Source organism: uncultured Microbacterium sp. (assembly GCF_947489255.1).
In the GTDB taxonomy this organism is placed as follows: Bacteria; Actinomycetota; Actinomycetes; order Actinomycetales; family Microbacteriaceae; genus Microbacterium; species Microbacterium phycohabitans.
Genome location: NZ_CANLCY010000003.1, coordinates 85842 through 107449, shown reverse-complemented (window position 1 = coordinate 107449; position 21608 = coordinate 85842). Strand labels below are relative to the sequence as shown.

Sequence of the window (21608 nt, the reverse complement as noted above, 5' to 3'; positions counted from 1 at the left end):
CCAGGGGTTTCCCACCGGCCGTCCAGGCGTCAGGGGAGCAGGCCGGCGCGACGCGCGCGCGTCACCGCGGCGTGCCGCGTCGAGGCGTCGAGCTTCGACATGGCCGAGGCCAGGTACGACTTCACCGTGGTCTCTCGCAGACCCAGGGATGCCGCGATCTCGCCGTTCGTGGAGCCCACGGCCGCGCACGCGAGGACGTCGATCTCGCGGCGCGACAGGTGCACGTCGGTGTCGACGCCCGCGGTCGGAGCGTCTCCCGTCAGCGCCGCCAGACGCGTCTCGATGTCTTCGAGGCGGCGGCGCACCGCGTCGTCGCCGATGGTGGCGGCGAGGCTGCGCAACTGCGCGTAGCTCTCGCGGATCTCCTCACGAGCGCCCGCACTGAGCCCGCCCTCCGGTGCGGGCGCGGCCGCCATCCGGCGCTCCACCTCGGCGCGCACGCGCAGCTCCGTGCCGAGCTCGCCGGCCACATCGAACGCCGGACGCGCCTCGACCTCGCCGACCTGCGCCTGCGCCCATGAGCCGCAGTACAGGATGCCGCGGGCCGCGCCGCCGACGAGGACGGGCACGGCGAAGAGCGTGGCGATGCCTTCGCCGAGGATCGCGCGGTCGTAGTCGTGCGTGATCGAGCGCGACGTGCGGTAGTCGAGGGTCATGCGGGGACGCCGCTCGACGAGCGCCCGGCCGCCGAGGCCGCGGCTCGCGTGGACGACGAGGCCCTCGATGCTCCGCGTGCGCGCGCCGACGATCGTCGACACGTGCACCGCTCCGTCGTGTTCGAGCCCGCCGAAGGCCACGGGGAAGTGCGTGCGCCGAGCGAGCTCGCTCACGGCGTGCGACACCAGTCTCGTGTCGTCTCGAAGTGTGGACGGTGCAACCACGCACTACCTACTTCCGGGGGTGACGGCTTCGTCGCCGCGTTTCGTAGCGTCGACCCTACCACCGGGGAAGCGCCAGCCGACCCGGACTTTTCCCCCCGAACGGTGCAGTGTTGCACCGTACTCATGAGGCAAGGAGGCCACATGACGGACCGTCGCATCGACGGCGCCCACACGGGCGGCGTCGACTACATCGCGGTCGAGGAGTCCGCCCCGTTCCAGGAGCTGAAGCGGCGCCAGCGCAGCTTCGTCTTCCCGCTCGCGGTGGCGTTCCTCGTCTGGTACTTCGCTTACGTGCTGTTGTCGTCGTTCGCCCCGGATTTCATGGCTCAGCCGGTATCGGGAGCGATCACCGTCGGGCTGCTGCTCGGACTCGGCCAGTTCGTCACCACGTTCGCGATCACCATGGGCTACGTCGCCTACGCCAACCGGCGACTCGACCCCGGAGCCGAGCAGCTGCGCCACGAGCTCGAGCAGGCTGACGGGGGTCGCGCATGAACGGCCTGCTCGCCACCCTCGACGCGGCCGTCCAGACGGTCGAGAACAACCCGGTGCTGAATATCTCGATCTTCGGCGCGTTCGTCGCCGTGACGTTGTTCATCGTCATCCGGGCCAGTCGCAACAGCAAGACGGCCGCCGACTACTACGCCGCCGGTCGGTCGTTCACCGGGCCGCAGAACGGGTTCGCGATCGCCGGCGACTACCTCTCGGCGGCGTCGTTCCTCGGCATCGTCGGTGCCATTGCGATCAACGGCTACGACGGGTTCCTGTATTCGATCGGCTTCCTGGTGGCGTGGCTCGTGGCTCTGCTGCTGGTCGCCGAGCTGATGCGCAACACCGGCAAGTTCACGATGGCCGACGTGCTGTCGTTCCGCCTGAAGGAGCGTCCGGTCCGCATGGCCGCCGCCATCACGACCCTCGCCGTGTGCTTCTTCTACCTGCTCGCGCAGATGGCGGGTGCCGGGGGACTGGTCTCGCTGCTGTTGGGCATCACCGAGCGCGTCGGTCAGTCGATCGTGGTCGCGGTGGTCGGCATCCTGATGATCGTCTACGTGCTGATCGGCGGAATGAAGGGCACGACCTGGGTGCAGATCGTGAAGGCCTTCCTGCTCATCGGCGGCGCGGTGGTGATGACGGTCTGGGTGCTCGCGATCAACGGCTTCAGCCTGAACACGCTCCTCGAGAGCGCGGTGGCGGCCTCGCCCAAGGGCGATGCGGTCCTCGCGCCGGGGCTGCAGTACGGCAAGAACCCGTGGGACTTCATCTCGCTCGCCCTCGCCCTCGTGCTGGGCACCGCGGGTCTACCGCACGTGCTGATGCGCTTCTACACGGTGCCCACGGCGAAGGAGGCGCGACGCTCGGTGGTCTGGGCCATCTGGTTGATCGGGCTGTTCTACATCCTCACGCTCGTGCTCGGATACGGTGCCGGCGCCCTCGTCGGGGCGGACACGATCCTCGCGGCTCCGGGTGGGGTCAACGCCGCAGCGCCCCTCCTCGCGTTCGCCCTCGGCGGTCCTCTGCTGCTCGGCTTCATCTCGGCGGTGGCGTTCGCGACGATCCTCGCGGTCGTGGCGGGACTCACGATCACCGCGGCGGCCTCGTTCGCGCATGACATCTACGCGAACGTCGTGAAGAAGGGCGACGTCCCGCCCGACGGCGAGGTCAAGGTCGCCCGGCGGACCGTGATCGTCATCGGCGTCCTCGCGATCCTCGGCGGCATCGGCGTCCAGGGACAGAACGTGGCCTTCCTCGTCGCCCTCGCCTTCGCGGTCGCGGCCTCGGCCAACCTGCCGACGATCCTGTTCTCGCTGTTCTGGCGCAAGTTCACCACCCGCGGCGCGGTGTGGAGCATGTACGGCGGCCTCGGCTCGGCGCTCGTGCTCATCTTCCTCTCGCCGGTGTTCTGGGGCACGCCCACCAGCGTGTTCGCCGACACCGGGGTGGCCGTCTGGCCGCTGAACAACCCCGGCATCGTGTCGATCCCGCTCGGGTTCTTCCTGGGCTGGCTGGGCTCGGTCACCTCGCGCACGGCCGAGGACCGCCGCAAGGCGGCCGAGATGGACGTGCGATCCCTCACCGGTTACGGCGCCGAGAAGGCGTCGAACCACTGACGCGACCGCGCCCGGTCCCGCTCCGGCGGGGCCGGGCGTCGTCGTGCCGAGCCCTCGTGCCACCCTCCGCGCGCTCGCCGATGATCGCCCCGAGGCGTCCGGCTTCACCCCGCGGCGCGGAGCCTCTCGCCGAGCACCACCCTGCTCTCGAGGTCGAGCAGGTGCTCCTTCACCTCGGGGTGGCCGCCGTACTCGCCGATGGACCCGTCGGCGCGCACGACCCGGTGCACGGGGACGACGATCGAGAACGGGCTCGAGGCGCACGCCGTGCCCACCGCCCGAGCGGCGCGCGGGGCGTCGGCCATCAGTGCCACCTCCCCGTACGAGGCGACCTCGCCGTAGGGGATCGCACAGGTCGCCTCGAGCGCTGCGCGCGTGAATCCGCGAACGAGGCGCCAGTCGAGAGCGACGTCCAACGCGCGCCGTTCGCCGGCGAAGTACGCGTGGAGCTGCGCGACGAGGTCCGCGCCGACGGATGGGTCGGGCTCGGGCACGACGCCCAGGCGCTGCGAGATCTCCGCGCGGGCGAGGTCGATGCCGTCGTGGGCGACGTCGAGGCGCACCAGGGCGTCGTCGATGAACGTCAGCAGGATCGGCCCGACGGGGCTCTCGTATTCAGTGCTCGTGACTGTGTTCATCTCTTCATCTTCTTCACCGTCGCCGAGCCCCGCGGGGTGATCCCGCGAAAGTGGGGAGGATGCCGCCGATCCGCCGCCTGGGGAGGAAGCGCCGGTGGCGCGGCGTGTCGTCGATTGTCGCGAAACTCGCCGCCACTACAGGGCTTCCCCGATCGCCCGGCTTAGTCTGACAGGTGTGTGGCGAGCTGAGGACGGTACCGTGATCGGTGCCGACGGAGACGATTCGATGTCGTCCGTCGATCCGGGCGAGCTGCGATTGTCGGAGCCCGGCATCGTGGTCCGCCACGTCGCCGACCCCGAACGCGATCGCATCCGCGCCGAGGCGGCAGCCCTGGGCGGGCGCTCGACGCTGTTGCGGTTCGACGACGCGCTCGACGCGGGCATCGACATCACCAAGGCCCACCCCGGCTCGCTCCCGCAGTTCATCACCGGTCGCGCGACGATGCTGTCCAATCTCTTCCGCGACGAGGTCGCCCTGCGCACGGCCCGCATGGCGGCCGACCGCATCACCGCCAAAAACGTCGAGTTGCGCACCGCGCGCGGACTCGAGCCCGTGCACCTGGCCGTCGGTCTCTCGGCGTGGAAGATCGGGGGAGTGGAGTGGTCGGCGCCCGTGCTGCTGCGCCCGCTCGCGATCCGCCGTCACCACGGCGACTTCGAGCTCAAGCTGCACGGCGCCTTCGTGATGAACCCCGAGCTCGCGCGCGCGTTCCGCACGCATCTCGGCATCCAGATCGACAGCGCGGCGCTCGCGGGTCTCGCCTACGACCAGGGCGTCTTCAAGCCGCAGCCCGTCATCGACCACATCCGTCGCCTGACCTCGCACGTGCCGACCTTCGTGGTGCACCCGCGCCTGATCATCTCGTCGTTCGCCGACGTGGGCTCCGGCATGGCGCGCGACACGCACGACCTCGACGATCCCCTGCTGAACGCCCTCGCCGGGCACCCCGACGATCGCGCCCGGGTCAGCGTGCGCCGTGCCGACCCCGCCGTCGTGAGCCCCGACGAGCGCGCGCCCGCCGCCGACACGCTGCTGCTCGACGCCGACGCCGAGCAGGAGCGCGTGCTCTCGCGCATCGCGGCCGGTCACTCCCTCGCCGTGCACACGCTGCCGGGCACCGGCGGCACGCAGACGGTGATCAACGCGATCGGTCAGCTCGTGCACGACAACAAGCGCGTGCTCGTCGTCAGCGCTCGCCGCTCGACGCTCGACGGCATCCGGCACCGCCTCGCCGGCGTCGGTCTCACCGGACTCGCCGTCTCCCCGCACCACGTACGCCGCGACCTCATCCGCGCGATCGGCCGCAACGAGAAGGCCGAGCAGCCCAAGGTCGCCGAGATCGACGACGCCCTCGTGCGCCTGCGCACGGTGCTGCGCGACTACCGCTCGGCCGTGACCGAGCCGCATCTGGCGCTGGGGGTCTCGGCGCTCGATGTGCTGCGCGCGCTGACGTCCCTGGCATCCACGTCTCCCGCCCCGTCCACCGAGGCGCGGTTCGATCTCGCGACGCTCGAGCGTCTCGCCGGTCGTCGCGATGCGGCGACCCGCGCGCTCGCGATGGCCGCGCGCTTGGGCGAGTTCCGCTTCGGCCCCGATGATTCGCCGTGGTACGGAGTCAGCTTCACCCGCACCGAAGACGCGCGGGCCGCCCACGATCTGGCGGGCAAGCTGCACGCCACCGAGGTGCCGCGCCTGCTCGAGCGCGGTTACGAGCTCATCGCGCAGACGCGTATGCGTCCGTTCCAGACGGTGTCCGAGCTCGGCGCGTATCTCAAGCTCCTGCAGGGCATCCGCGAGTCGCTCGACCGCTTCAGCCCCAGCGTGTTCGAGCGCCCGCTCGGCGAGCTGATCGACGCGCACTCGCCGCGTCGCGATGCCTCGGCGATGAGCGGTCCGAACCGCCGCCGACTCAAGCGCCTCTCCAAGGAGTACGTGCGCCCGGGCGTGCACGTGCCCGACATGTACGAGGCGCTCGTGCGCATCCAGCAGCAGCGCACCGAGTGGCAGCGCGTGGTCGAGGCCGGCGTGACCCCCGAGGTGCCGCTGGGTCTGGCCGACGTGCACGTCGCGTGGCAGCGCACCGATGCGTTGCTCGGCGAGCTCGACCAGGTCCTCGGCCGTCAGGGCTCCGACCGCCTGGCGACCCTGCCCGTGCAGCGTCTGATCCGCACCCTCGCCGGGCTCGCCGCCGAGTCGACCTTCTTCGACAACCTCGTCGAGCGCGCGCAGCTGCGTTCCGAGCTCGCGCGTCTGGGCCTGGAGCAGCTCCTCGTCGAGCTGTCGGTGCGTCACGTTCCCGAGGAGCGCGTGGGTGCCGAGCTCGAGTTCGCGTGGTGGCAGTCGGCCCTCGAGCATCTGCTGCGCACCGACCGGGCGCTGCTGGGCGCCAACACGAGCGTCGTCGACCGTCTCGAGCGCGACTTCCGGCTCGTCGACGAGGCCCATGCGGCCGCCGCGGGGCCCCTGCTGGCCGCCCAGCTCGCGACGCAGTGGCGCATCGGCATCGTCGACCACCCCGACGAGGCCGCCGCGCTCAAGCGTTCGCTGAAAGACGGGCTGCACACGGCGCAGGAGATCTCGGATGCCGCCCCCACCCTGCTGCGCACCCTCGCGCCGGTGTGGCTGGCCTCGCCCTACGAGGTGCCCGATGTGCCGCACGATCTGGCGTTCGACGTCGTGATCATCGCGGATGCCGCGGCCCTGTGCCTCGCCGAGGCGACGCCGGCGCTGCGCCGCGCGCGGCAGGTCGTGCTGTTCGGTGACCCGGTCGTGCAGAAGCCGACGCCCTTCCGCGTGAGCGCCGCCATCGCCGCCGCGCCCGACGACGCCGACGAGGTGCCGTTCGATGAGACCTCGGTCTTCGAGCGCATCGCGGAGCTGCTGCCGGTCGAGACGCTCACCCGCAGCTACCGCGCCGGGGGAGAGGACCTGTCGCAGCTGGTCAACGACGCGTTCTATGGCGGGGAGATCGTCTCACTGCCCTGGGCCGGTTCGTACCTGGGCCGCGGCAGCCTGAGCGTCGACTACGTCGAGGGCGGAGTCGGAGCCCCCGATCCCGTCAGCGGTGCCGTCGAGAGCCCCGACGCCGAGGTCGCCCGCGTGGTGACCCTCGTGGTCGAGCACGCCGTGAACCGCGCGTCGGAGTCGCTCATGGTCGTCACGGCGAGCCGCAAGCACGCCGAGCGCGTGCGCGCCTCGGTCGTGGCGGCGCTGGCCGGCCGCTCCGACGTCGCGGAGTTCGTGTCGAGGGATGCCGCCGAGCCCTTCGCCGTGCTCACCCTCGAGGAGTCCGTGGCCGAGAGCCGTGATCGCGTGGTGTTCTCGCTCGGCTTCGGCCTCACCCGCCACGGGCGCGTGCTCAGCGACTTCGGCGACCTGTCCACACCCGACGGGGAGCGCCTGCTCACGGTCGGCATGACCCGCGCGCGCCGCTCGATGGTGATCGTGTCGTCGATCCGCCCCTCGGCGTTCGACGACGGCCGCCTCGAGCACGGCGCCGCGACCCTCATGGGCATCCTCGGCAACGTCGCCGCCCGCGGTCGCGAGAGCCGCCTCGAAGACCTCGCCGATCCGCTCACCCGCGCTCTGGCGCGGGAGCTGCGCCGCCTCGGCGTCGAGGTCGACGTCGACTACCGCGGACTCCTTCCCCTCGTCGCCCGCTACAAGGGCAAGGCTGTGGTGGCCGAGAGCGATCCCGAGACCATCGGGGAATCGCTGCGCGAGACGCTGCGCCTGCGCCCGCAGATCCTGCGGCGCCTCGGTTGGCACTACGTGCGCGTGCACGCGTTCGACCTCTACAGCGACCCGGCGGGTGTCGCCGCGCGCATCGCGGAGCTGTTGGGCGTCGCGCCCGACGACTCCGCCGCGCCCGACGCCACGACCGAGTCCCTCGACCTGCCCGGCTGAGTCCGCGATGACCGAGGATCCGGATGCCACCGGCTGAGCCCGTCGATGCCTCCGACGCGGCGGCCGTTCCGGTCCCTTCGACAGGCTCAGGGACCTCCGATGCGGCGAGCTCGGCTGAGCGTGCGGTGACCGCGGCGGAGCGTGCGTCGGTGGCTGAGCCTGTCGAAGCCTCCGACGCGGCGGCCGTTCCGGTCCCTCCGACAGGCTCAGGGACCTCCGATGCGGCGGGCTCGGCTCGGCGTGCGGCAACCTCGGCTGAGCGTGCGTCGGTGGCTGAGCCTGTCGAAGCCTCCGACGCCCCCGCCGATCGCCAACCGGTCGTGCGCGTGCGCGGCGCCCGCCGCGCGCGGCTGCTGGCGGCCCCGGGAACGACGGCCGAGCCGGCCCCCGCCGACGATCCCGCGCGCGGCACGGGCACGCGGCCCACGGCATCCGGGCCCAACGACGAGCGCATGATGCGCGAGGTCCCGCCGCACTACTGATGGAAACGGCGACGGCGTCCGGCCGGACCCGTGGTCCCGCGCGGACGCCGTCACATCGGCTCCGACTCGCTCAGAGCTTGTTCTGGCGCTCCAGCAGGTCGCGGATCTGCACGAGCAGCTCCTGCTCGGTGGGCAGCTTCGGCTCCTCGGATGCCGCCTCGGCCACACCGGCGCGCGCCGCGGCGCGAGCCTTCCAGTGGTTCATGGGGTACACGAACACGAAGTACACGATCGCGGCGACGGCCACGAAGTTGATGATCGCCACCAGGATGGCGCCGAATTCGAACGTCGAGGTGCCGCCCAACAGGGTCGGGACGGTGACGTTCAGATCGCTCAGGTCGCCGACCTGGAACAGGAACCCGATCAGCGGGTTGATCAGGCCCTGCACGAGGGCGTTGACGATGGCGGTGAACGCCGCTCCGATGACGACCGCGACCGCGAGGTCGATGACGTTGCCGCGGAGGATGAACTCCTTGAATCCTTTGATCATGCGCTGGCTCCCCTTCTGCCGCGCCGCCTCGGACTCAGGAGGCCGAAGAGGGAGCGGACGTCTTCGTTTCCGACTTCGATGATGCCGAAGAACCGGAGGACGCGCCACCGGACGACGACGCGCTCGACCCGCGGGAGTCGGTGCGGTAGAACCCCGAACCGTTGAAGGTGACCCCGATCGATCCGTACTGCTTGCGCACCTCGCCGCCGCACTCCGGGCACTCGGTGAGCGCGGCGTCGGAGAAGGACTGCACGGCGTCGAAGCGGTGGCCGCACTGCTTGCAGGCGTAGGAGTAGGTGGGCATGGGTCTTCCTTCGGGTGGTCAGGCGTGATGAGAGGCGAGCGCGATGGTCCGCGTGGGCGTGACCACGCCCGTGACGGGCTGGTCGTGCACGTCACGGGGCACATCGTCGACGAATTCCGAGTCGAAGATCACCGCGTACACCGGCGGGCACTTCTCCATCGAGCCCAGGGTCTTGTCGAAGTAGCCGCGTCCCCAGCCCAGGCGCATCCCGTGTCGGTCGACGGCGGCCGCGGGGATGACGAGCAGGTCGACGTCGTTGACGGCGATGGGGCCGAGCACGTCGCCGACGGGCTCGGGCAGGCCGAACAGTCCCTCGGCGATCTCGGTCTCGGGGGTGGCGACGCTCCAGTCGAGGAGCCCGTCCTCGCGCGTGATCGGAAGGAGCACCCGGATGCCGCGCGCCACCGCCGCGGTCACGAATGCGTGGGTGCCCGGTTCGGTGGGCGTCGACAGGAAGCACGAGATGCTACGCGCGCCCAGCCGGTCGACGAGGGCGTCGAGCTGCTCCTTGATGCCGGCCTCCGCCGCGTCGCGGGTCTGGGACGACACGATCTGGCGTCGTTCGCGCAGATCGGCGCGCAGTGCGCGCTTGGCCTGCTCGATGCGATCCGGCATGCGGGTAAGTCTACGTGCGCGCGTGTTGACGACGACGACACACGCTCCCGCTAGGGTATGCCCATGCCTCATAAGCCCTTCAAGGCCGTGATCCCGGCCGCAGGACTCGGTACTCGCTTCCTTCCTGCCACCAAGGCCATGCCCAAGGAGATGCTGCCGGTGGTCGACAAGCCGGCCATCCAGTACGTCGTCGAAGAGGCGACCGCCGCCGGCATCCAGGACGTCCTGATCATCATCGGACGCAACAAGAACAACATCGCCAACCACTTCGACTCGATGCCGGAGCTCGAGACGAAGCTCCGCGAGAAGGGCGACCACGACAAGCTCGCCAAGGTGGAGCACTCCTCCGACCTCGCCGACGTGCACATGGTGCGCCAGGGTGAGCCCAAGGGCCTCGGCCACGCGGTGCTGCGCGCGCGCAGCCACGTCGGCGACCACCCCTTCGCGGTCCTCCTGGGCGACGACCTGATCGACGAGCGCGACCCGCTGCTCGAGAAGATGATGGCCGAGTACGACAAGCGCGGTGCCACGATCATCGCCCTCATGGAGGTCGACCCCGCGCAGATCCACCTCTACGGTGTCGCCGCGGTCGAGCCGACCGAAGACGACGGCGTGGTCAAGGTCACGCAGCTCGTCGAGAAGCCCAAGGCGGAGGACGCCCCCTCGAACCTCGCGATCATCGGCCGCTACGTCCTCGGTCCCGACGTGTTCGACATCCTCGAGCGCACCGAGCCCGGCAAGGGCGGCGAGATCCAGCTGACCGACGCGCTCGAGGAGCTCGCGACCGGTGGCGGCGATGGCGGCGGCGTGTACGGCGTCGTGTTCCGCGGGCGCCGTTACGACACGGGTGACCGCGTCGACTACATCAAGGCCATCGTGCAGCTCGCTGCCGACCGCGACGACCTGGGCCCCGCTCTGCGTCCGTGGTTCAAGGAGTTCGCGCAGGGTCTCTGACCCGGCGGAGCGATATGGATCTATCGATCCCGAGGCGGCACGGCGAGGTGTCGATCCGTCTCATCCGCAACCGCGACGCGCGTGTGCTGCAGCAGCAGCTGATCGACAACCGCCCGTGGCTGCGTCCGTGGGAGGCGACCAGCCCCGACGGCCCCGTGTCGTTCGACATGCGGCTCGGCATCCGTCGCCTCCTCCAGCAGTACCGTGACGGCCTCGGCGTCCCCTTCGTGATGGCGTGGGACGACGAGGTCGCCGGGCAGCTGAACGTGTGGGGTGTGTCGCGCGGCTCGCTCGCGTCGGCGACGATCGGCTATTGGGTGGCGGAGGAGTTCGCCGGACGCAACATCACGACGATCAGCGTCGCGATGGCCACCGACGTGTGCTTCACCGAGCTCAACCTGCACCGGATCGAGATCTGCATCCGCCCCGAGAACCACGCGAGCCTGCGCGTGGTCGAGAAGCTCGGCTTCCGGTACGAGGGGCTGCGCCGCCGCTACATCCACATCGACGGAGACTGGCGCGACCACTACGCCTTCGCCCTGGTGCGCGAAGAGGTGCCGCACGGCGCGCTGGACCGCTGGGCGCGGGGGCAGGTGCCGCCCGACGCGGCGCGCATCCCTCCGGCCGACCGTCTGTAAGGGTCGTCGCAGCGCATATGACCTGCGTTGCGACGAACTCTCGGCACGACACGCGGGGGGATGCCGAGGTGTGATCTCTCGGTGACCTACCTTTATCCCATGGGTGGCCAGGTGCTGAGCGGCGGGGTGATCGTCTTCGTGGCGGTCGCGCTGTGGTTGGTCTATCTCCTGCCGTCGTGGCAGAGCCGGCATCGGTTCACCTCTGCCGAACGAAACGCCGTGCGTCTCAACCAGGCTCTCCGCGTGCTCGCGGAGACGGCGGAGACGCCGCGCGAGGTGCACCTCGAGCTCACCGCCCGCACCGCGCACCAGCAGCAGAAGCTGGCTCGTCAGGTGCAGGCGCAGAAAGCGCAGACCGAGCTGGCGGCGGCGAAGGCCCGCCTCGAGGTCGCGAAGCTCGAGAGCGCCCGTGATCGCGACGTCGTCAAGGAGCAGCGCGCCGCCGCGATCGAGGTGGCCCGCGCCGAGCGCGCCGCCGCCGTCGAGGTGGCCCGGGCCGAGCGCGCCGCGGCGCTCGAGAAGACGCGCGCCGAACGCGCAGAGGCCGTGGAGCGCGCACGCGCCGAGCAGGCCGCCGCGGTCGCGATTCCCGCCGCTCGCCGCTCGCGGGTGCGCCGGCGTTTCCGTCTCGTCGTCTCCGTCGCGCTGCTGGCCGGACTCATCGCTTCGGGCTTCGGCGCCGTGCAGCTCGTCGGGGGAGCCGCTCCGCTGCTCCTGCTCGCGGGCGCGTCGGTGGTCGTGGCATCCCTCGTCATCCTGCGTCGGATCTCCGTCGTGGCGACCCGCACCGCCCAGCGCCCCGTCGAGGTGTCGGTGCGCCGCTCCGTGGCCGAGGTGCAGGACGTCGCCCTCGTGCCCGAACCGCGCCCGACGTGGACGCCCCGTGAGCTGCCCCGCCCGCTCGTCGCCTCGGTCGGCTCCCGTGCCGCAGCGACAGTCGACGAGCAGCTCGCCCGCGAGGCCCTGCGGGCCGCGGCCCGCGAAGAGGCTGCTCGGCACATCGCCGCCGAGCAGGCCCCCACGCCGATCGAGACGGCCCGCCCGGCCGCTGTCGCCCCCGTCGCCTCGCCGTACGCGGCCATGGGCTACGTCGACGACAGTGAGATCGAGAGCCACGTCCAGCGCCTCCTCGCGCGTCGCGCGTCGGGGGAGTGAGCCCCGCTCGCACCGTCTGACGGATGCCGGCGAGCGGCGCCCGCGTCTCGTCATGCTCCCTCCGGCATATCCCGCGTGGACCCGGTCTCGTCGTCGTGGTGCGGCGCGCCCGGGCTGCGCCCCGCGTCGGGTGACGTGCACGTGACGTGATAGTGTTTACGAGGTTTCCGGGCCTGTGGCGCAGTTGGTAGCGCGCCTCGTTCGCATCGAGGAGGTCAGGGGTTCGAATCCCCTCAGGTCCACCGACTGGACGCCCGATCAGACACACGGAAGTTTGTCTGATCGGGCGTTCGTAATTCTCCGCCGGTGCAAGATGGATCGCTCCTATGCGTTGAGGGTGCGGGAGAACTCGCGTCGTTGACGTGCCAATCCGCCTCTCATCGGGCAAATGCGCCGCGAGATGTTTTCGATCCCGCAGGGTTTCTATCGGCGCCGGCGGCCACTGTCCTAACGTGACTGCGAGTCCGGTTCGTTCCGCCCTCGCTCTCTCGACAGCTGCTCGCGGGCCATGGCGCTGACGATTCGCGCGACCTGCCCCGGATCGACACTCGGGTTTATTTCCGAGAACACCGCGAGCCTTCGGTTTGACGTCTGCGGCCGGTGCGTCGGGCTTTGGCTGCGTTCAAGAGGAGCTCTCGTAAAAGTTGCCCCAAAATTTGACCACGTCACCGTCTTTGTCGCAGGCGCTGAGTGTCGACCTCCGCGATTCAGCGGTTCGCGAGTCGTAAAATCACACGACTGTAGTTCGCACGGGGTGATCTATCCATAGAGTTGGCCCTAAAGCGCCCTCAGAGGCCCCTTTCGGGGCCGTAATTGGCAGAGTTGTCCACATGTCCTAAATAGGGCACATTGACGCGATGTCGGAGGGTGTGCGTAGAGTCAAGGGGCAAGGAAAAGCCCCGATCGCTGAGAAGCGAGCGAAGCTCGACTTGCAGCGGATCGGGGCTGAGGTGTCTGGGCAGACTCCTTGACTCTAGAGGCCCGTATGGCCTCGATCAAACGCTCGGACCTCCGGGCGCGTGGGGATCTGCTTCCACCCACCGCGGAAAGGAAGCGAACCATGGCGAAGTCGTCACGGTCGAGTAAGCCCTCGAAGTCGGCACTCAGCAAGGCGGGAAAGACGCTCGCGTCCAACTCGTCGAGCAAGCCCGCCAAGTCGAAGGCTGGCTCGACGCTCGGTAAGGGCTAACGGTCCGAGGGAGGATCGGTCGGCTTCGTCCGGCCGGTCCTCCCTGTCAGACCTTCACGTGTTGACTCGTCAGAGCGCGCTTTCAGCTTCGCGGCTGTCGCCCCATCCAAGGGGCGAGAAAGCAGTTGCACTGTGAGCAGTTCCTTCTCCTTTAACGAAAACGCGCTCCGGCAGATGGTCGACGAAGGCATGGTCAAGTTGGCCGCGGATCAGACCCACGACATCGACCAGCTTCGTCAGCACTACGCCGGACACCCGGTCGACGAGATCAAGCCCGCGCTCCAGCGTCTCTTTCATGGCTACGGCGGCTCGATCACTGAGCCCGAACTGTCGGACTGGGCTCAGCTGATCGCGGACAACACGCGCATCGAGATGAAGCCCGAGCCGGTCGATTGGAGCAAGTGATGTCGATCGATCCGGAGTACCTGAAGCACCAACACCTCTATGTCCCGTGGATTGAGGGCCACGCCATCATCGAGGCCGGCAAGGCGATCGGTATCTACGTCGCCCAGCGGCACAAGGCGCGGCTGACGATCGTCTGCCCGCTTAAGTCCAACGCGAACTATCACAAGGAGTTCGCCAAGCTGCCGATCGTCACTGAGCGATCCGGTCAGGTGACGGACGGGGGCGTGGTGCTCGCCTGGTGCCCAACCCGGAAGCTGATGGACAAGATCCACCACCTCAAGAAGAGCATTGTGGTCTTGGTCGAGTGGCCGACAGAGAACTTCGAGGCCTGGGCGAAGCTGGTCGGCGCCTACAACGTGGTCACCCGCGAGGTGATGAGCGCGAACCTCTCGGACGATGCCGTGAAGGCACTCGAAGGCGTCGTCTGGGAGGGCTACAACGGCTGGCACGACTCGACCGCTGAGATTCTCACCACCTCGCGACTGAAGGAGCTCGACGCCCTCGGCGAATACGACCGGGCCATCGTGATCCAGTACGCCTCCCATCACCGCGGGCAGACGAGCCTCCAGCGGCTCGAGAAGATCCTGGATAAGTTCGAGCGGAGTGGAGCGAAGGCGGCCTAGACCCGCCGAACGTCAACACGTCTGGCTCAGAGTTACTCAAGACAGGCGTGTTGACGGCTCCAGAGGTGGCGCCCCAGCCTCCTTACGTCTCGTCGCCTCCTGTCATAATCAGAGCGAAAAAGCGAGGATGCCTCAGGACATGCAGCGAATCGAAATATGCAATCAAGTTATGACAGCGACGCTTAGCGAAGTGGCGGGGTTTAGCGCGTGAGCGCTGAGGTTCGCCTCTCGGCTTCCCCGCCGAAGCAGGTGGGTGGAGCAGACGGGCTGAGTGTCGAGCGATTCAGGACGATGGTCCAGGACTCGCATGTGAACTTTCTGATCGGTGCGGGCACGCCGAGCAGCTTCTTCGGGCGACTAGGTGACATCGAGACAGCGCTTACGGAACTCGAAGAGAAGGCTGTCCTCCCGGAGACGAAACAGCTGGTTCGCGCGTCGATCCAGGGATACTTCTTCCAGCACGTCGTTCGACCCAATCGACAACTTATCCCGCTTCACGCCGACGCGACCGGAGTGGTGCAGTCGTACGCCCAGTTTTTTCGCACCCTCAACAACGTGCTACTTAGACGCCGATCGTCGCTTCTCGGCAAACAAGCGAACGTGTTCACTACGAACATCGACATGGTGTTCGAGGTCTCTCTTGAGCAGATCGGTATCGAGGTTGTCGACGGATTCAGCGGGAAGATTCGCCCGCGCTTGGACCTGGGGGAGTTCGGGTCGATCCGCTACCGCCAGACGACACGCTTCGAACGTCGCTCTGAGATTCCAGTCATCGACCTTTACAAAGTTCACGGTTCTGTCGGGTGGAGAGTTGAGTCCAACGATGAAACCTCTGATCGCATCTTCTACGACCACGGACTGGAGCTGGTTGGACAAGTTGGAGACGCCTACGACGCTGCCGAGGGCGATCTCCTCCCTATCGCGTCCGCGGAGGGGCTCGATCTCTCAGCGCTCATAACAGCGGCTTCCGGGAAGCTCCTCACCGATGCGATCCAACAGTTCACCGCCGCATACGACACGCTTGCGATCGTCAACCCGGAGAAGAGCAAGTTCGCGACGACCGTCCTGAACGAGACGTACTACGAACTGTTCCGTCGCTTCGCGAATGAACTAGAGAAGGAGAACAGCCTCCTCCTCGTTCACGGATTCTCGTTCAGAGATGAGCACATCCGCGACCTCGTCCTCCGTGCGGCACGAACAAACCCCACGCTCCAGGTGATTGTCTTCTGCTACCGCCGGTCTCATCGAGCGGACTATGAGGCGCTCCTGCCAGAGTCTGAAGTGAAAAACGGAAACGTTCTTCTTGTGACACCCTTCGCGCCAGCAGAGGGCGATGACGAGCTGGTTATCGATTTTGACCGCCTGCGCGAGACGTACTTCGCGCCGCTGATATCCGACCCGTTGCCTGCACCCGACCACGTAGTCGAGCTTGACGTCAGGGTTGGACAAGAGAACACGCCTGATGCGTGACGTCGATGCAGAGCTCCAGCGCGATGCTGTGTTTCGGGTCGGACGTGTCACGGCTGTTGAGGGGCGGCGAATCTCTGTTCAGGTCGACAAGCTGAAGAACGGCGCCCACCTTCTCTATCGCGGAGGCATCGTTCGAAACGTCGCGGTCGCCAGCTACGTCAAGATAACGAAGGGCTTCGTAGAGCTCATCGCGAAGGTTGATGGCGAGCACATCGCCGAGAACCGTGCCGCCTCGGGTGCCTTCAGAACTGACGACGACAGGGTCCTTCGGACGCTGGATGTCAGTCTCATTGGTTATCTCGACAATGGGAGGTTCGAGCGGGGCGTCCGTGAGATGCCTCTGCTTGACAACGAGTGTTTCATCCTGAGTGAGAGCGAGTTCGGGCTCGTTCATACCTTCGTGGCACCAGGGGACGCCTCGATCGAGATCGGAACCCTCGCGATGGAGCCCGCGCAGCGCGTGGTAATCGGAGTGGACCAGATATTCGGGAGCCACATCGGCATCTTTGGTAACACCGGCAGTGGCAAGTCGTACACGCTCTCGAAGCTCTATCACGAACTGTTCAACGCCTTCGGGACGAGCCCCGGATTTCGTGAGCGTTCGCAGTTCGTCCTCATCGACTTCAATGGCGAGTACGTCGACAGGTCTTCTGAGGGCGGGGCGGCCCGTTCGACGTCGGTCATCACCTCCGCTGAAAACAAGCGAGAGTACGTGCTATCGACGCACGCAAAAGAGGGGGGCGCGAGGATCCCACTCCCCGCATCGGCCGTCGAGGACGTCACGTTCTGGTCGGTACTCCTTGACGCTACCGAGAAGACGCAGGCGCCGTTTCTCGCTCGTGTCCTGGCGAGCGACTTCTGGGAGCGTCGCCTAGCCGACCCGGCAGACCTGCTCGACGTCATTGGCGAGATGGTTCTCCGTGCCACGAAGAGCAACGACGTGTCGATCGACCGCCAGACCGTCATCAACCTGCTTCTCGAAGTGAGGACCTGTCTCGGAGTGCACGCTCCGCAGGAACTAGACGACCTTGTCGACGACTTCCAAACGAACCTGCACTACAACAGCACGCTCCGAAAGTTCTACTGGGGTGCATGGACTAATCGACCGCTGGATCCTGACGATGCGCGGTGGCAGGGTCTCACGAAGGACAAGATCACCGCGCTTCAGGTCGACTTCAGCCAGGTGCGCGAGGGCATAGATCTCGTCCGGTTCAAGATTGTGCTCCAGTACTACAACGACATCATCAGCGGGTTCTCGAACAGAGAGCACCTTTCCCCACTGATCAAGCGGCTTGAGACGCGTGTGCCCGATATCAAGAAGCTCGTCGAGATCTCTGATGTACCGCTCGCCGACCGTCCCCTAGCAATCGTGTCGCTTCGGGACGTCAACCTCTCGATGCGCAAGGTCATACCGATGCTTCTCTGCAAGTACCTGTACGACGCCAAGAAAGAATCGGATGCGTCGAACGAGCACTACCTGAACCTCATCATCGACGAAGCGCACAACATCCTGTCGACTGAGTCATCGCGTGAGAGTGAGGCCTGGCGAGATTACAGGCTGGAGACGTTCGAAGAGATCATCAAGGAGGGGCGCAAGTTCGGGGTCTTCCTCACCATCGCAAGTCAACGGCCCCACGACATCTCGGAGACCATCATCTCGCAGTTGCATAACTACTTCTTGCATCGTCTCATCAACAACCTGGACATACATGCGGTCGAGAAGGCTGTCGCATACCTAGATCGCGTGTCTTTCGAGTCGCTGCCCATCTTGCCCACCGGGGCATGCGTTTTGGCCGGCGTGTCCGCACAGGTTCCAGTCGTGGCCAAGATTTCCGCGATGCCTGAAGTCTTCGAGCCGAACAGCAGAACGATGTCCGTAACCACCGAGTGGTCGAAGGGGCCGATCACGCTCGCGGCTACAGGCGCAACGCCAGAGCTCGCAGACGAGACCGAACGGCCGCCGTTCTAGTTCAAGAGGGGATCCAGCCGCACTACTCGGCGCGGGTCGGTGGCAGTCGCTGCGCCCTACCGATTGGGCTTGATGACGATGACTGGGCGGGCGTGTTGCGTCCATTAGTCCTTCCAAGCGTGCAGTTGGGTCGGATCAGCCAGGCTGCCCGAGATCTGTGTGTTTCCGCCTCCGGCAGTTAGCGCGATCTGTGAAGCGCCCTGAGTCTGTTGGAGGCTCCAGACTTCGGAAACGAGGATAGGGATACGCCCGTAGAGCAGACGACAGCGCGCGCGGCGCGACGCATGCCGGACTCCCGCTTCAATGGCTCGGGATTTCAGGCAGGCGCAACCAGGGGAAGGAGGTTCCCGTCCGGGTCGAGGGCGGACAGGGGGTCGCGGTGGGTCACGTCCACGTCGTTGAATTTATAGCGGCGGGTGAGGAGGTCTCGAATTCTTCCTTCGTGCGGATGCTCTGGCACGGGCCGAAGTCCCCACCGCATGCCGACCTGCACAGTGTGCATATAGAGGAGGCTGTCAAGGTCCCGGAGATCGATGGGTCGAGGGATCGCAGGCTCGTCGGCGGCCTCCGGGCGCCGCAGGAATGCTGGCTCCTGCGAACGGTCGAGCGCGCCAACATCAAGTCCCATATTCTCAATGCGCCACTGAAGGGCAACGTTGATGAGCGCGCCGATGATGTGCCAGTCCAGCCATCCCCTCGACCGGAGTTCCGTGATGCGCTTTCGGACTCCATCGTCCGCCAGCATCGCAGCCATGGAGTACTTCCAGGTCGCTGCGTTCTCGTAGGTCGCCCGAGTGGCGGTCACAAATTGTTCGTGGTCATACCCCGGGCCGAGCGCGGTCGATGCGGCCAAAGGGGTGTCATGGGTCGGGATGAAGGCGTTCGAGGACGCCGGCGGTGAAGCGTCAGCCCACTGCGCGTACTTGTCGTGCTCAAGATAGTCGGTCGATTCTTGATAGGGCCGGACGCAGAGAAGCTTGTGGCCGAGCCCGTCGGCCATCATCAGCTCAATCATCGACTGCAGGTCTTCCTTGGGGCGAACGTGCGGGATGCTCATTAGACCGAAAGTCGTCGCCAACAGCTGCCTTGCGAATCTGTTGACGTCAGTGGCCGACTCGCTCACAGTGATGGTGGCGGCGTAGACATCCGTCTCAGATGAGGCGATCGCTGCGCGCCCTCGGCCGGTTGGTGTCACCACGATTGTCGCGTTGACTGTGCAGGGCATGAGGACCGGGTGGTGCTTGGCTATGTCGGCGAGTACGACCTGGAACGCGGCGATGAATCCTTCGGCGGCCAGCACGGCGCGGTGCTCGTTAGCGAATGTGAAGGTCCAGCGCACGCCAAGTGAGTAGAAGTCCGCGCGCCGGTTCGGTCCGAGGTCCGCGAACACCGGCCCGGTGAGGTAAGCCGACGCTTTTTGGTGGAACGTCTCTTCGTCCTCGTTGATGACGGCGTCTGGCTGGGCCGCCTGCTCTGCAAGATAGTCGTGGAGGTCCCCGGGGGTATGAGCATCTTCGAGGAGCGGCTCAAGCTCTGGCCAGAACTTTCTCACGATGACGAGTTGTTGGAGTTCGTTCTCTAGCTGGCTGGCAAGCGAGGGGTATCGGTCGAAATCGAACCCGCCCGGAGCGTGAGTTGCGTGGGCAAGCATGGCGATTCGTGTCAACGCCGACGATTCCATCCAGCAGCCGGTGAAATGTGTTGCCGCGGCGGCGCCGAACAGGGCTGCCGGGACCGCTATCTTCGTGTCTTCGTTGTTGCTGAGGTTGGCGAAGGTGGCGGCGTGGAACGCGTACATCTTTGCGGCGTGGTTGAGGTCGAGCTCGAGGTAGATGCTGGAGATGAACCGGAGGATGTTGACGGCATTGTCTGCCAGGTCTCCGCGCAGGCATCGAGCCTTCGCCTTGTGGAGCTCGCTGAGAGCGTCGAGAAGCTGGCCTCGCTTGTAGAACGCAACCGCGCGGGAGTGGCAACGCTCGGCGACCGTCGCATCGCCTTCGACCTCAGCGACAGCGTCGTCGAAGGCGTCCCGGACAGACGAGTAGCCCGGTTGCGTTGCCAGGAGCGGGGCCCAGAGGTTGACGGCATCACTGATTCGGCTCAGAGCGTACCCCCGTGCGCGAGGGAGGAGGGCGGCCAACTCGGTCAGGTGTTCCATCGCGGTCGGCAGGGAGACAAGGTCATCCGCATCGATGATGGTGTCGTCTATGACATCCATGTCGGTAACAACGCCCGCGCCGGCAGCTGCGTCGACGCGCGTCGGAGTACCAGTTGTGGTTTCGATGCGCCCCCAGTCTGGCAAAAGGTGCAACCATGCCAACGTTCCCCTCAGGGAGGCAGTCCGTACCGGGTAAATCTCTGCATCCGTTTCCGACAGTGCATTGTGGATGTGGTTGACGAGTGCCGTGTGCGCGGCTGAGACCTCTGCGACTTCGGCGCGTCCGGCGCCCGACACCCACATTCCACCCCAGTACGAGAGGAGGACCGCCGCGTCGTCGAGGATGTTCGTTTGTTCGGTCGTCGCCGCGATAGCAAGCGCGCGGCGAACCAAGTCCTCGACCCCCGCGGCGATTCCCGTCCCGCGGAAGCGTGCGATGGCCATTTCGTAACAGGCGCGGAAGACAAGCTCATCGTCGTTCTCAATCGCCAGGAAAGCGCCCATGAAATCGATCCACTCGGGCAGGTCCGAATTCGCGTCCTCATCCCAGGTGGCATGGCGCAGCCCCGCAGCAATCTCGCCCTGAGTTGCCGGAGAGAGGGAAGCGGGGCCTTCGTTGTGTCGCAGGTCACCGAGGAGCTGGGTGTACCAGCCCGGGAAGGTGTCCGTTTCGGGTAGCGGGACAAGATGCGAGGGAAGGTCGAGGTACCGTTGCGCGATCCAGATGAGCTCCGGTTCCGCGAGCAAAGTGGCGACTTTCATGCCGCTGTAGACGTTCAGCTTGACGCCATGGTCCTTCAGCGCCAGCTGCTTGAGCTTGTGTGTTGTCGCCTCAGGGATGGAGGTGGCACTGAACACGGCGATGAGGTCTACGGGGTCAGCGTCGATGGCACAGATGCCTGCCACGTCGGCGAGAATCTTCGCCTTTAGAGACTTCTTCTGTACCGTGCACGCCACTACGACGGGGGCTCGTGATGCGGCGGCGGCAAAACCGGCAGAGTGAGGGAGCTCTTCGGGAATGTAGGTCGTGTAGGACTCTGCGTCACGTTGCTGATCGCCACCCGCACTGACTGGTCCGTTCGCGATGAGAATGTTCGCGCTGATCCGGTGTCGAGCGATACGCGTGGCGATCTTCTCGAATTCATGATGCGAGTTGTTCTCCGACAGAACACTGAGCTGGGCGTTGATGAATGCTTCTGCGCTGTGGATAGTGCCGCTCATGACTCTAATCATGGTCTCCATCAGGTCATCGGCGGAGAGAACGAGAACGTCGCTTCTGGCCGGCGCCGCGATCCCGTCCTCGAACACCTAAGCGTCCCGCCTGTCAGCGCACGCACTCCTGGCTCGGTTTCCGCCACCCGAGTATTCCTCGTCTCTCGGGCTCACCGCTCAAGCGGGTTGGTGAGCCGCGCGTATCCGGGACGCGGCCGAATCGTGACCCCAACGCTACGAAGCGATGTCAGTACCGTCTGACCATCGAACCCGAGCCTCCGTCCGATGGTCGCGGCAGAACGCCCGTCGCGGTACAGGGCAGCGGCGGTCGAGATATCCGCCTCGCTCATCCGACGGACGGTTTCGATCCCGCGGATAGCGAGATGTGAGCCCACTGTCTGCCGCGTCAC

18 protein-coding genes and 1 tRNA gene are annotated in these 21608 nt (G+C 66.7%); 13 read left to right on the top strand and 6 right to left on the bottom strand.

Annotated elements, in window-relative coordinates:
- Window positions 1–29: 29 nt before the first annotated feature.
- Window positions 30–842, bottom strand: coding sequence for a LuxR C-terminal-related transcriptional regulator (locus tag Q0818_RS07800; RefSeq protein ID WP_298873338.1), 813 nt, complete (start codon window positions 840–842; stop codon window positions 30–32).
- A gap of 180 nt (window positions 843–1022) precedes the next feature.
- Here Q0818_RS07800 and Q0818_RS07795 point away from each other — a divergent pair, with 180 nt between their 5' ends.
- Together Q0818_RS07795 and Q0818_RS07790 are read left to right on the top strand one after the other, a co-directional pair.
- Complete coding sequence (locus tag Q0818_RS07795; RefSeq protein ID WP_298873336.1) at window positions 1023–1376, top strand: DUF485 domain-containing protein; 354 nt, start codon at window positions 1023–1025, stop codon at window positions 1374–1376.
- Complete coding sequence (locus Q0818_RS07790; RefSeq protein ID WP_298873334.1) at window positions 1373–2989, top strand: sodium/solute symporter; 1617 nt, start codon at window positions 1373–1375, stop codon at window positions 2987–2989. Before Q0818_RS07795 ends, Q0818_RS07790 begins: the two co-directional genes overlap by 4 nt.
- 104 nt (window positions 2990–3093) lie before the next feature.
- On the opposite strand, the gene Q0818_RS07785 is transcribed toward Q0818_RS07790, so the two are convergent.
- Window positions 3094–3627, bottom strand: a complete 534-nt coding sequence (locus Q0818_RS07785) for a methylated-DNA--[protein]-cysteine S-methyltransferase (RefSeq protein WP_298873332.1) — start codon at window positions 3625–3627, stop codon at window positions 3094–3096.
- A gap of 226 nt (window positions 3628–3853) precedes the next feature.
- Between Q0818_RS07785 and Q0818_RS07780 the strand changes: the two genes are divergently transcribed.
- On the top strand, window positions 3854–7534 hold the full coding sequence (locus Q0818_RS07780) for an AAA family ATPase (RefSeq protein WP_298873330.1): 3681 nt from the start codon (window positions 3854–3856) through the stop codon (window positions 7532–7534).
- Window positions 7535–7803: 269 nt separating this feature from the next.
- Window positions 7804–8016, top strand: a complete 213-nt coding sequence (locus Q0818_RS07775; RefSeq protein WP_298873328.1) for a hypothetical protein — start codon at window positions 7804–7806, stop codon at window positions 8014–8016.
- 70 nt (window positions 8017–8086) lie between these two features.
- Here the strand turns inward: Q0818_RS07775 and mscL are convergent, their stop codons facing one another.
- The 3 genes from mscL to Q0818_RS07760 are packed head-to-tail and all read right to left on the bottom strand — an operon-like array spanning window position 8087 to window position 9425.
- Window positions 8087–8506, bottom strand: a complete 420-nt coding sequence (mscL, locus tag Q0818_RS07770; RefSeq protein WP_298873326.1) for a large conductance mechanosensitive channel protein MscL — start codon at window positions 8504–8506, stop codon at window positions 8087–8089.
- A gap of 34 nt (window positions 8507–8540) precedes the next feature.
- Window positions 8541–8810, bottom strand: a complete 270-nt coding sequence (locus tag Q0818_RS07765) for an FmdB family zinc ribbon protein (protein WP_298873324.1) — start codon at window positions 8808–8810, stop codon at window positions 8541–8543.
- Between the two features lie 18 nt (window positions 8811–8828).
- On the bottom strand, window positions 8829–9425 hold the full coding sequence (locus tag Q0818_RS07760; RefSeq protein WP_298873322.1) for a 5-formyltetrahydrofolate cyclo-ligase: 597 nt from the start codon (window positions 9423–9425) through the stop codon (window positions 8829–8831).
- 63 nt (window positions 9426–9488) lie between these two features.
- Between Q0818_RS07760 and galU the strand changes: the two genes are divergently transcribed.
- The 9 genes from galU to Q0818_RS07715 all read left to right on the top strand — a co-directional run bounded on the left by galU (window position 9489) and on the right by Q0818_RS07715 (window position 17828).
- Window positions 9489–10379 carry a UTP--glucose-1-phosphate uridylyltransferase GalU gene (galU, locus tag Q0818_RS07755; protein ID WP_298873321.1) on the top strand — a complete coding sequence of 297 codons (891 nt, stop codon included), beginning with the start codon at window positions 9489–9491 and terminating at the stop codon, window positions 10377–10379.
- A gap of 14 nt (window positions 10380–10393) precedes the next feature.
- Entirely contained in the window at window positions 10394–11017 is a 624-nt protein-coding gene (locus Q0818_RS07750; protein ID WP_298873320.1) for a GNAT family protein, read from the top strand.
- An 81-nt stretch (window positions 11018–11098) separates the two neighbouring features.
- Window positions 11099–12172 carry a large exoprotein gene (locus Q0818_RS07745; protein WP_298873319.1) on the top strand — a complete coding sequence of 358 codons (1074 nt, stop codon included), beginning with the start codon at window positions 11099–11101 and terminating at the stop codon, window positions 12170–12172.
- A gap of 169 nt (window positions 12173–12341) precedes the next feature.
- Window positions 12342–12414, top strand: a tRNA-Ala gene (locus Q0818_RS07740).
- Between the two features lie 818 nt (window positions 12415–13232).
- Window positions 13233–13361 carry a hypothetical protein gene (locus tag Q0818_RS07735; RefSeq protein WP_298873318.1) on the top strand — a complete coding sequence of 43 codons (129 nt, stop codon included), beginning with the start codon at window positions 13233–13235 and terminating at the stop codon, window positions 13359–13361.
- A 132-nt stretch (window positions 13362–13493) separates the two neighbouring features.
- Window positions 13494–13766 (top strand): hypothetical protein, encoded by a 273-nt coding sequence (locus tag Q0818_RS07730; protein WP_298873317.1) that lies wholly within the window; start codon window positions 13494–13496, stop codon window positions 13764–13766.
- The gene (locus Q0818_RS07725) at window positions 13766–14389 is read left to right on the top strand and encodes a hypothetical protein (protein ID WP_298873316.1); all 624 of its coding nucleotides are present in this window, start codon (window positions 13766–13768) and stop codon (window positions 14387–14389) included. Before Q0818_RS07730 ends, Q0818_RS07725 begins: the two co-directional genes overlap by 1 nt.
- A 207-nt stretch (window positions 14390–14596) precedes the next feature.
- The gene (locus Q0818_RS07720; RefSeq protein WP_298873315.1) at window positions 14597–15859 is read left to right on the top strand and encodes an SIR2 family protein; all 1263 of its coding nucleotides are present in this window, start codon (window positions 14597–14599) and stop codon (window positions 15857–15859) included.
- Complete coding sequence (locus tag Q0818_RS07715; RefSeq protein ID WP_298873313.1) at window positions 15852–17828, top strand: DUF87 domain-containing protein; 1977 nt, start codon at window positions 15852–15854, stop codon at window positions 17826–17828. Before Q0818_RS07720 ends, Q0818_RS07715 begins: the two co-directional genes overlap by 8 nt.
- Window positions 17829–18144: 316 nt before the next feature.
- Here Q0818_RS07715 and Q0818_RS07710 read toward each other — a convergent pair whose 3' ends face one another.
- Window positions 18145–21207: a hypothetical protein gene (locus Q0818_RS07710; RefSeq protein WP_298873310.1), complete on the bottom strand. Its 3063-nt coding sequence runs from the start codon at window positions 21205–21207 to the stop codon at window positions 18145–18147.
- Window positions 21208–21608: the final 401 nt, after the last annotated feature.

Coding starts and splice junctions, on each gene's coding strand:
- Q0818_RS07750 (WP_298873320.1), top strand. CDS start 10,394: ATGGATCTATCGATCCCGAGGCGGCACGGCGAGGTGTCGATCCGTCTC.
- Q0818_RS07710 (WP_298873310.1), bottom strand. CDS start 21,207: ATGAGCGGCACTATCCACAGCGCAGAAGCATTCATCAACGCCCAGCTC.
- Q0818_RS07765 (WP_298873324.1), bottom strand. CDS start 8,810: ATGCCCACCTACTCCTACGCCTGCAAGCAGTGCGGCCACCGCTTCGAC.
- Q0818_RS07715 (WP_298873313.1), top strand. CDS start 15,852: ATGCGTGACGTCGATGCAGAGCTCCAGCGCGATGCTGTGTTTCGGGTC.
- Q0818_RS07795 (WP_298873336.1), top strand. CDS start 1,023: ATGACGGACCGTCGCATCGACGGCGCCCACACGGGCGGCGTCGACTAC.
- Q0818_RS07780 (WP_298873330.1), top strand. CDS start 3,854: ATGTCGTCCGTCGATCCGGGCGAGCTGCGATTGTCGGAGCCCGGCATC.
- Q0818_RS07790 (WP_298873334.1), top strand. CDS start 1,373: ATGAACGGCCTGCTCGCCACCCTCGACGCGGCCGTCCAGACGGTCGAG.
- galU (WP_298873321.1), top strand. CDS start 9,489: ATGCCTCATAAGCCCTTCAAGGCCGTGATCCCGGCCGCAGGACTCGGT.
- mscL (WP_298873326.1), bottom strand. CDS start 8,506: ATGATCAAAGGATTCAAGGAGTTCATCCTCCGCGGCAACGTCATCGAC.
- Q0818_RS07725 (WP_298873316.1), top strand. CDS start 13,766: ATGTCGATCGATCCGGAGTACCTGAAGCACCAACACCTCTATGTCCCG.
- Q0818_RS07735 (WP_298873318.1), top strand. CDS start 13,233: ATGGCGAAGTCGTCACGGTCGAGTAAGCCCTCGAAGTCGGCACTCAGC.
- Q0818_RS07760 (WP_298873322.1), bottom strand. CDS start 9,425: ATGCCGGATCGCATCGAGCAGGCCAAGCGCGCACTGCGCGCCGATCTG.
- Q0818_RS07785 (WP_298873332.1), bottom strand. CDS start 3,627: ATGAACACAGTCACGAGCACTGAATACGAGAGCCCCGTCGGGCCGATC.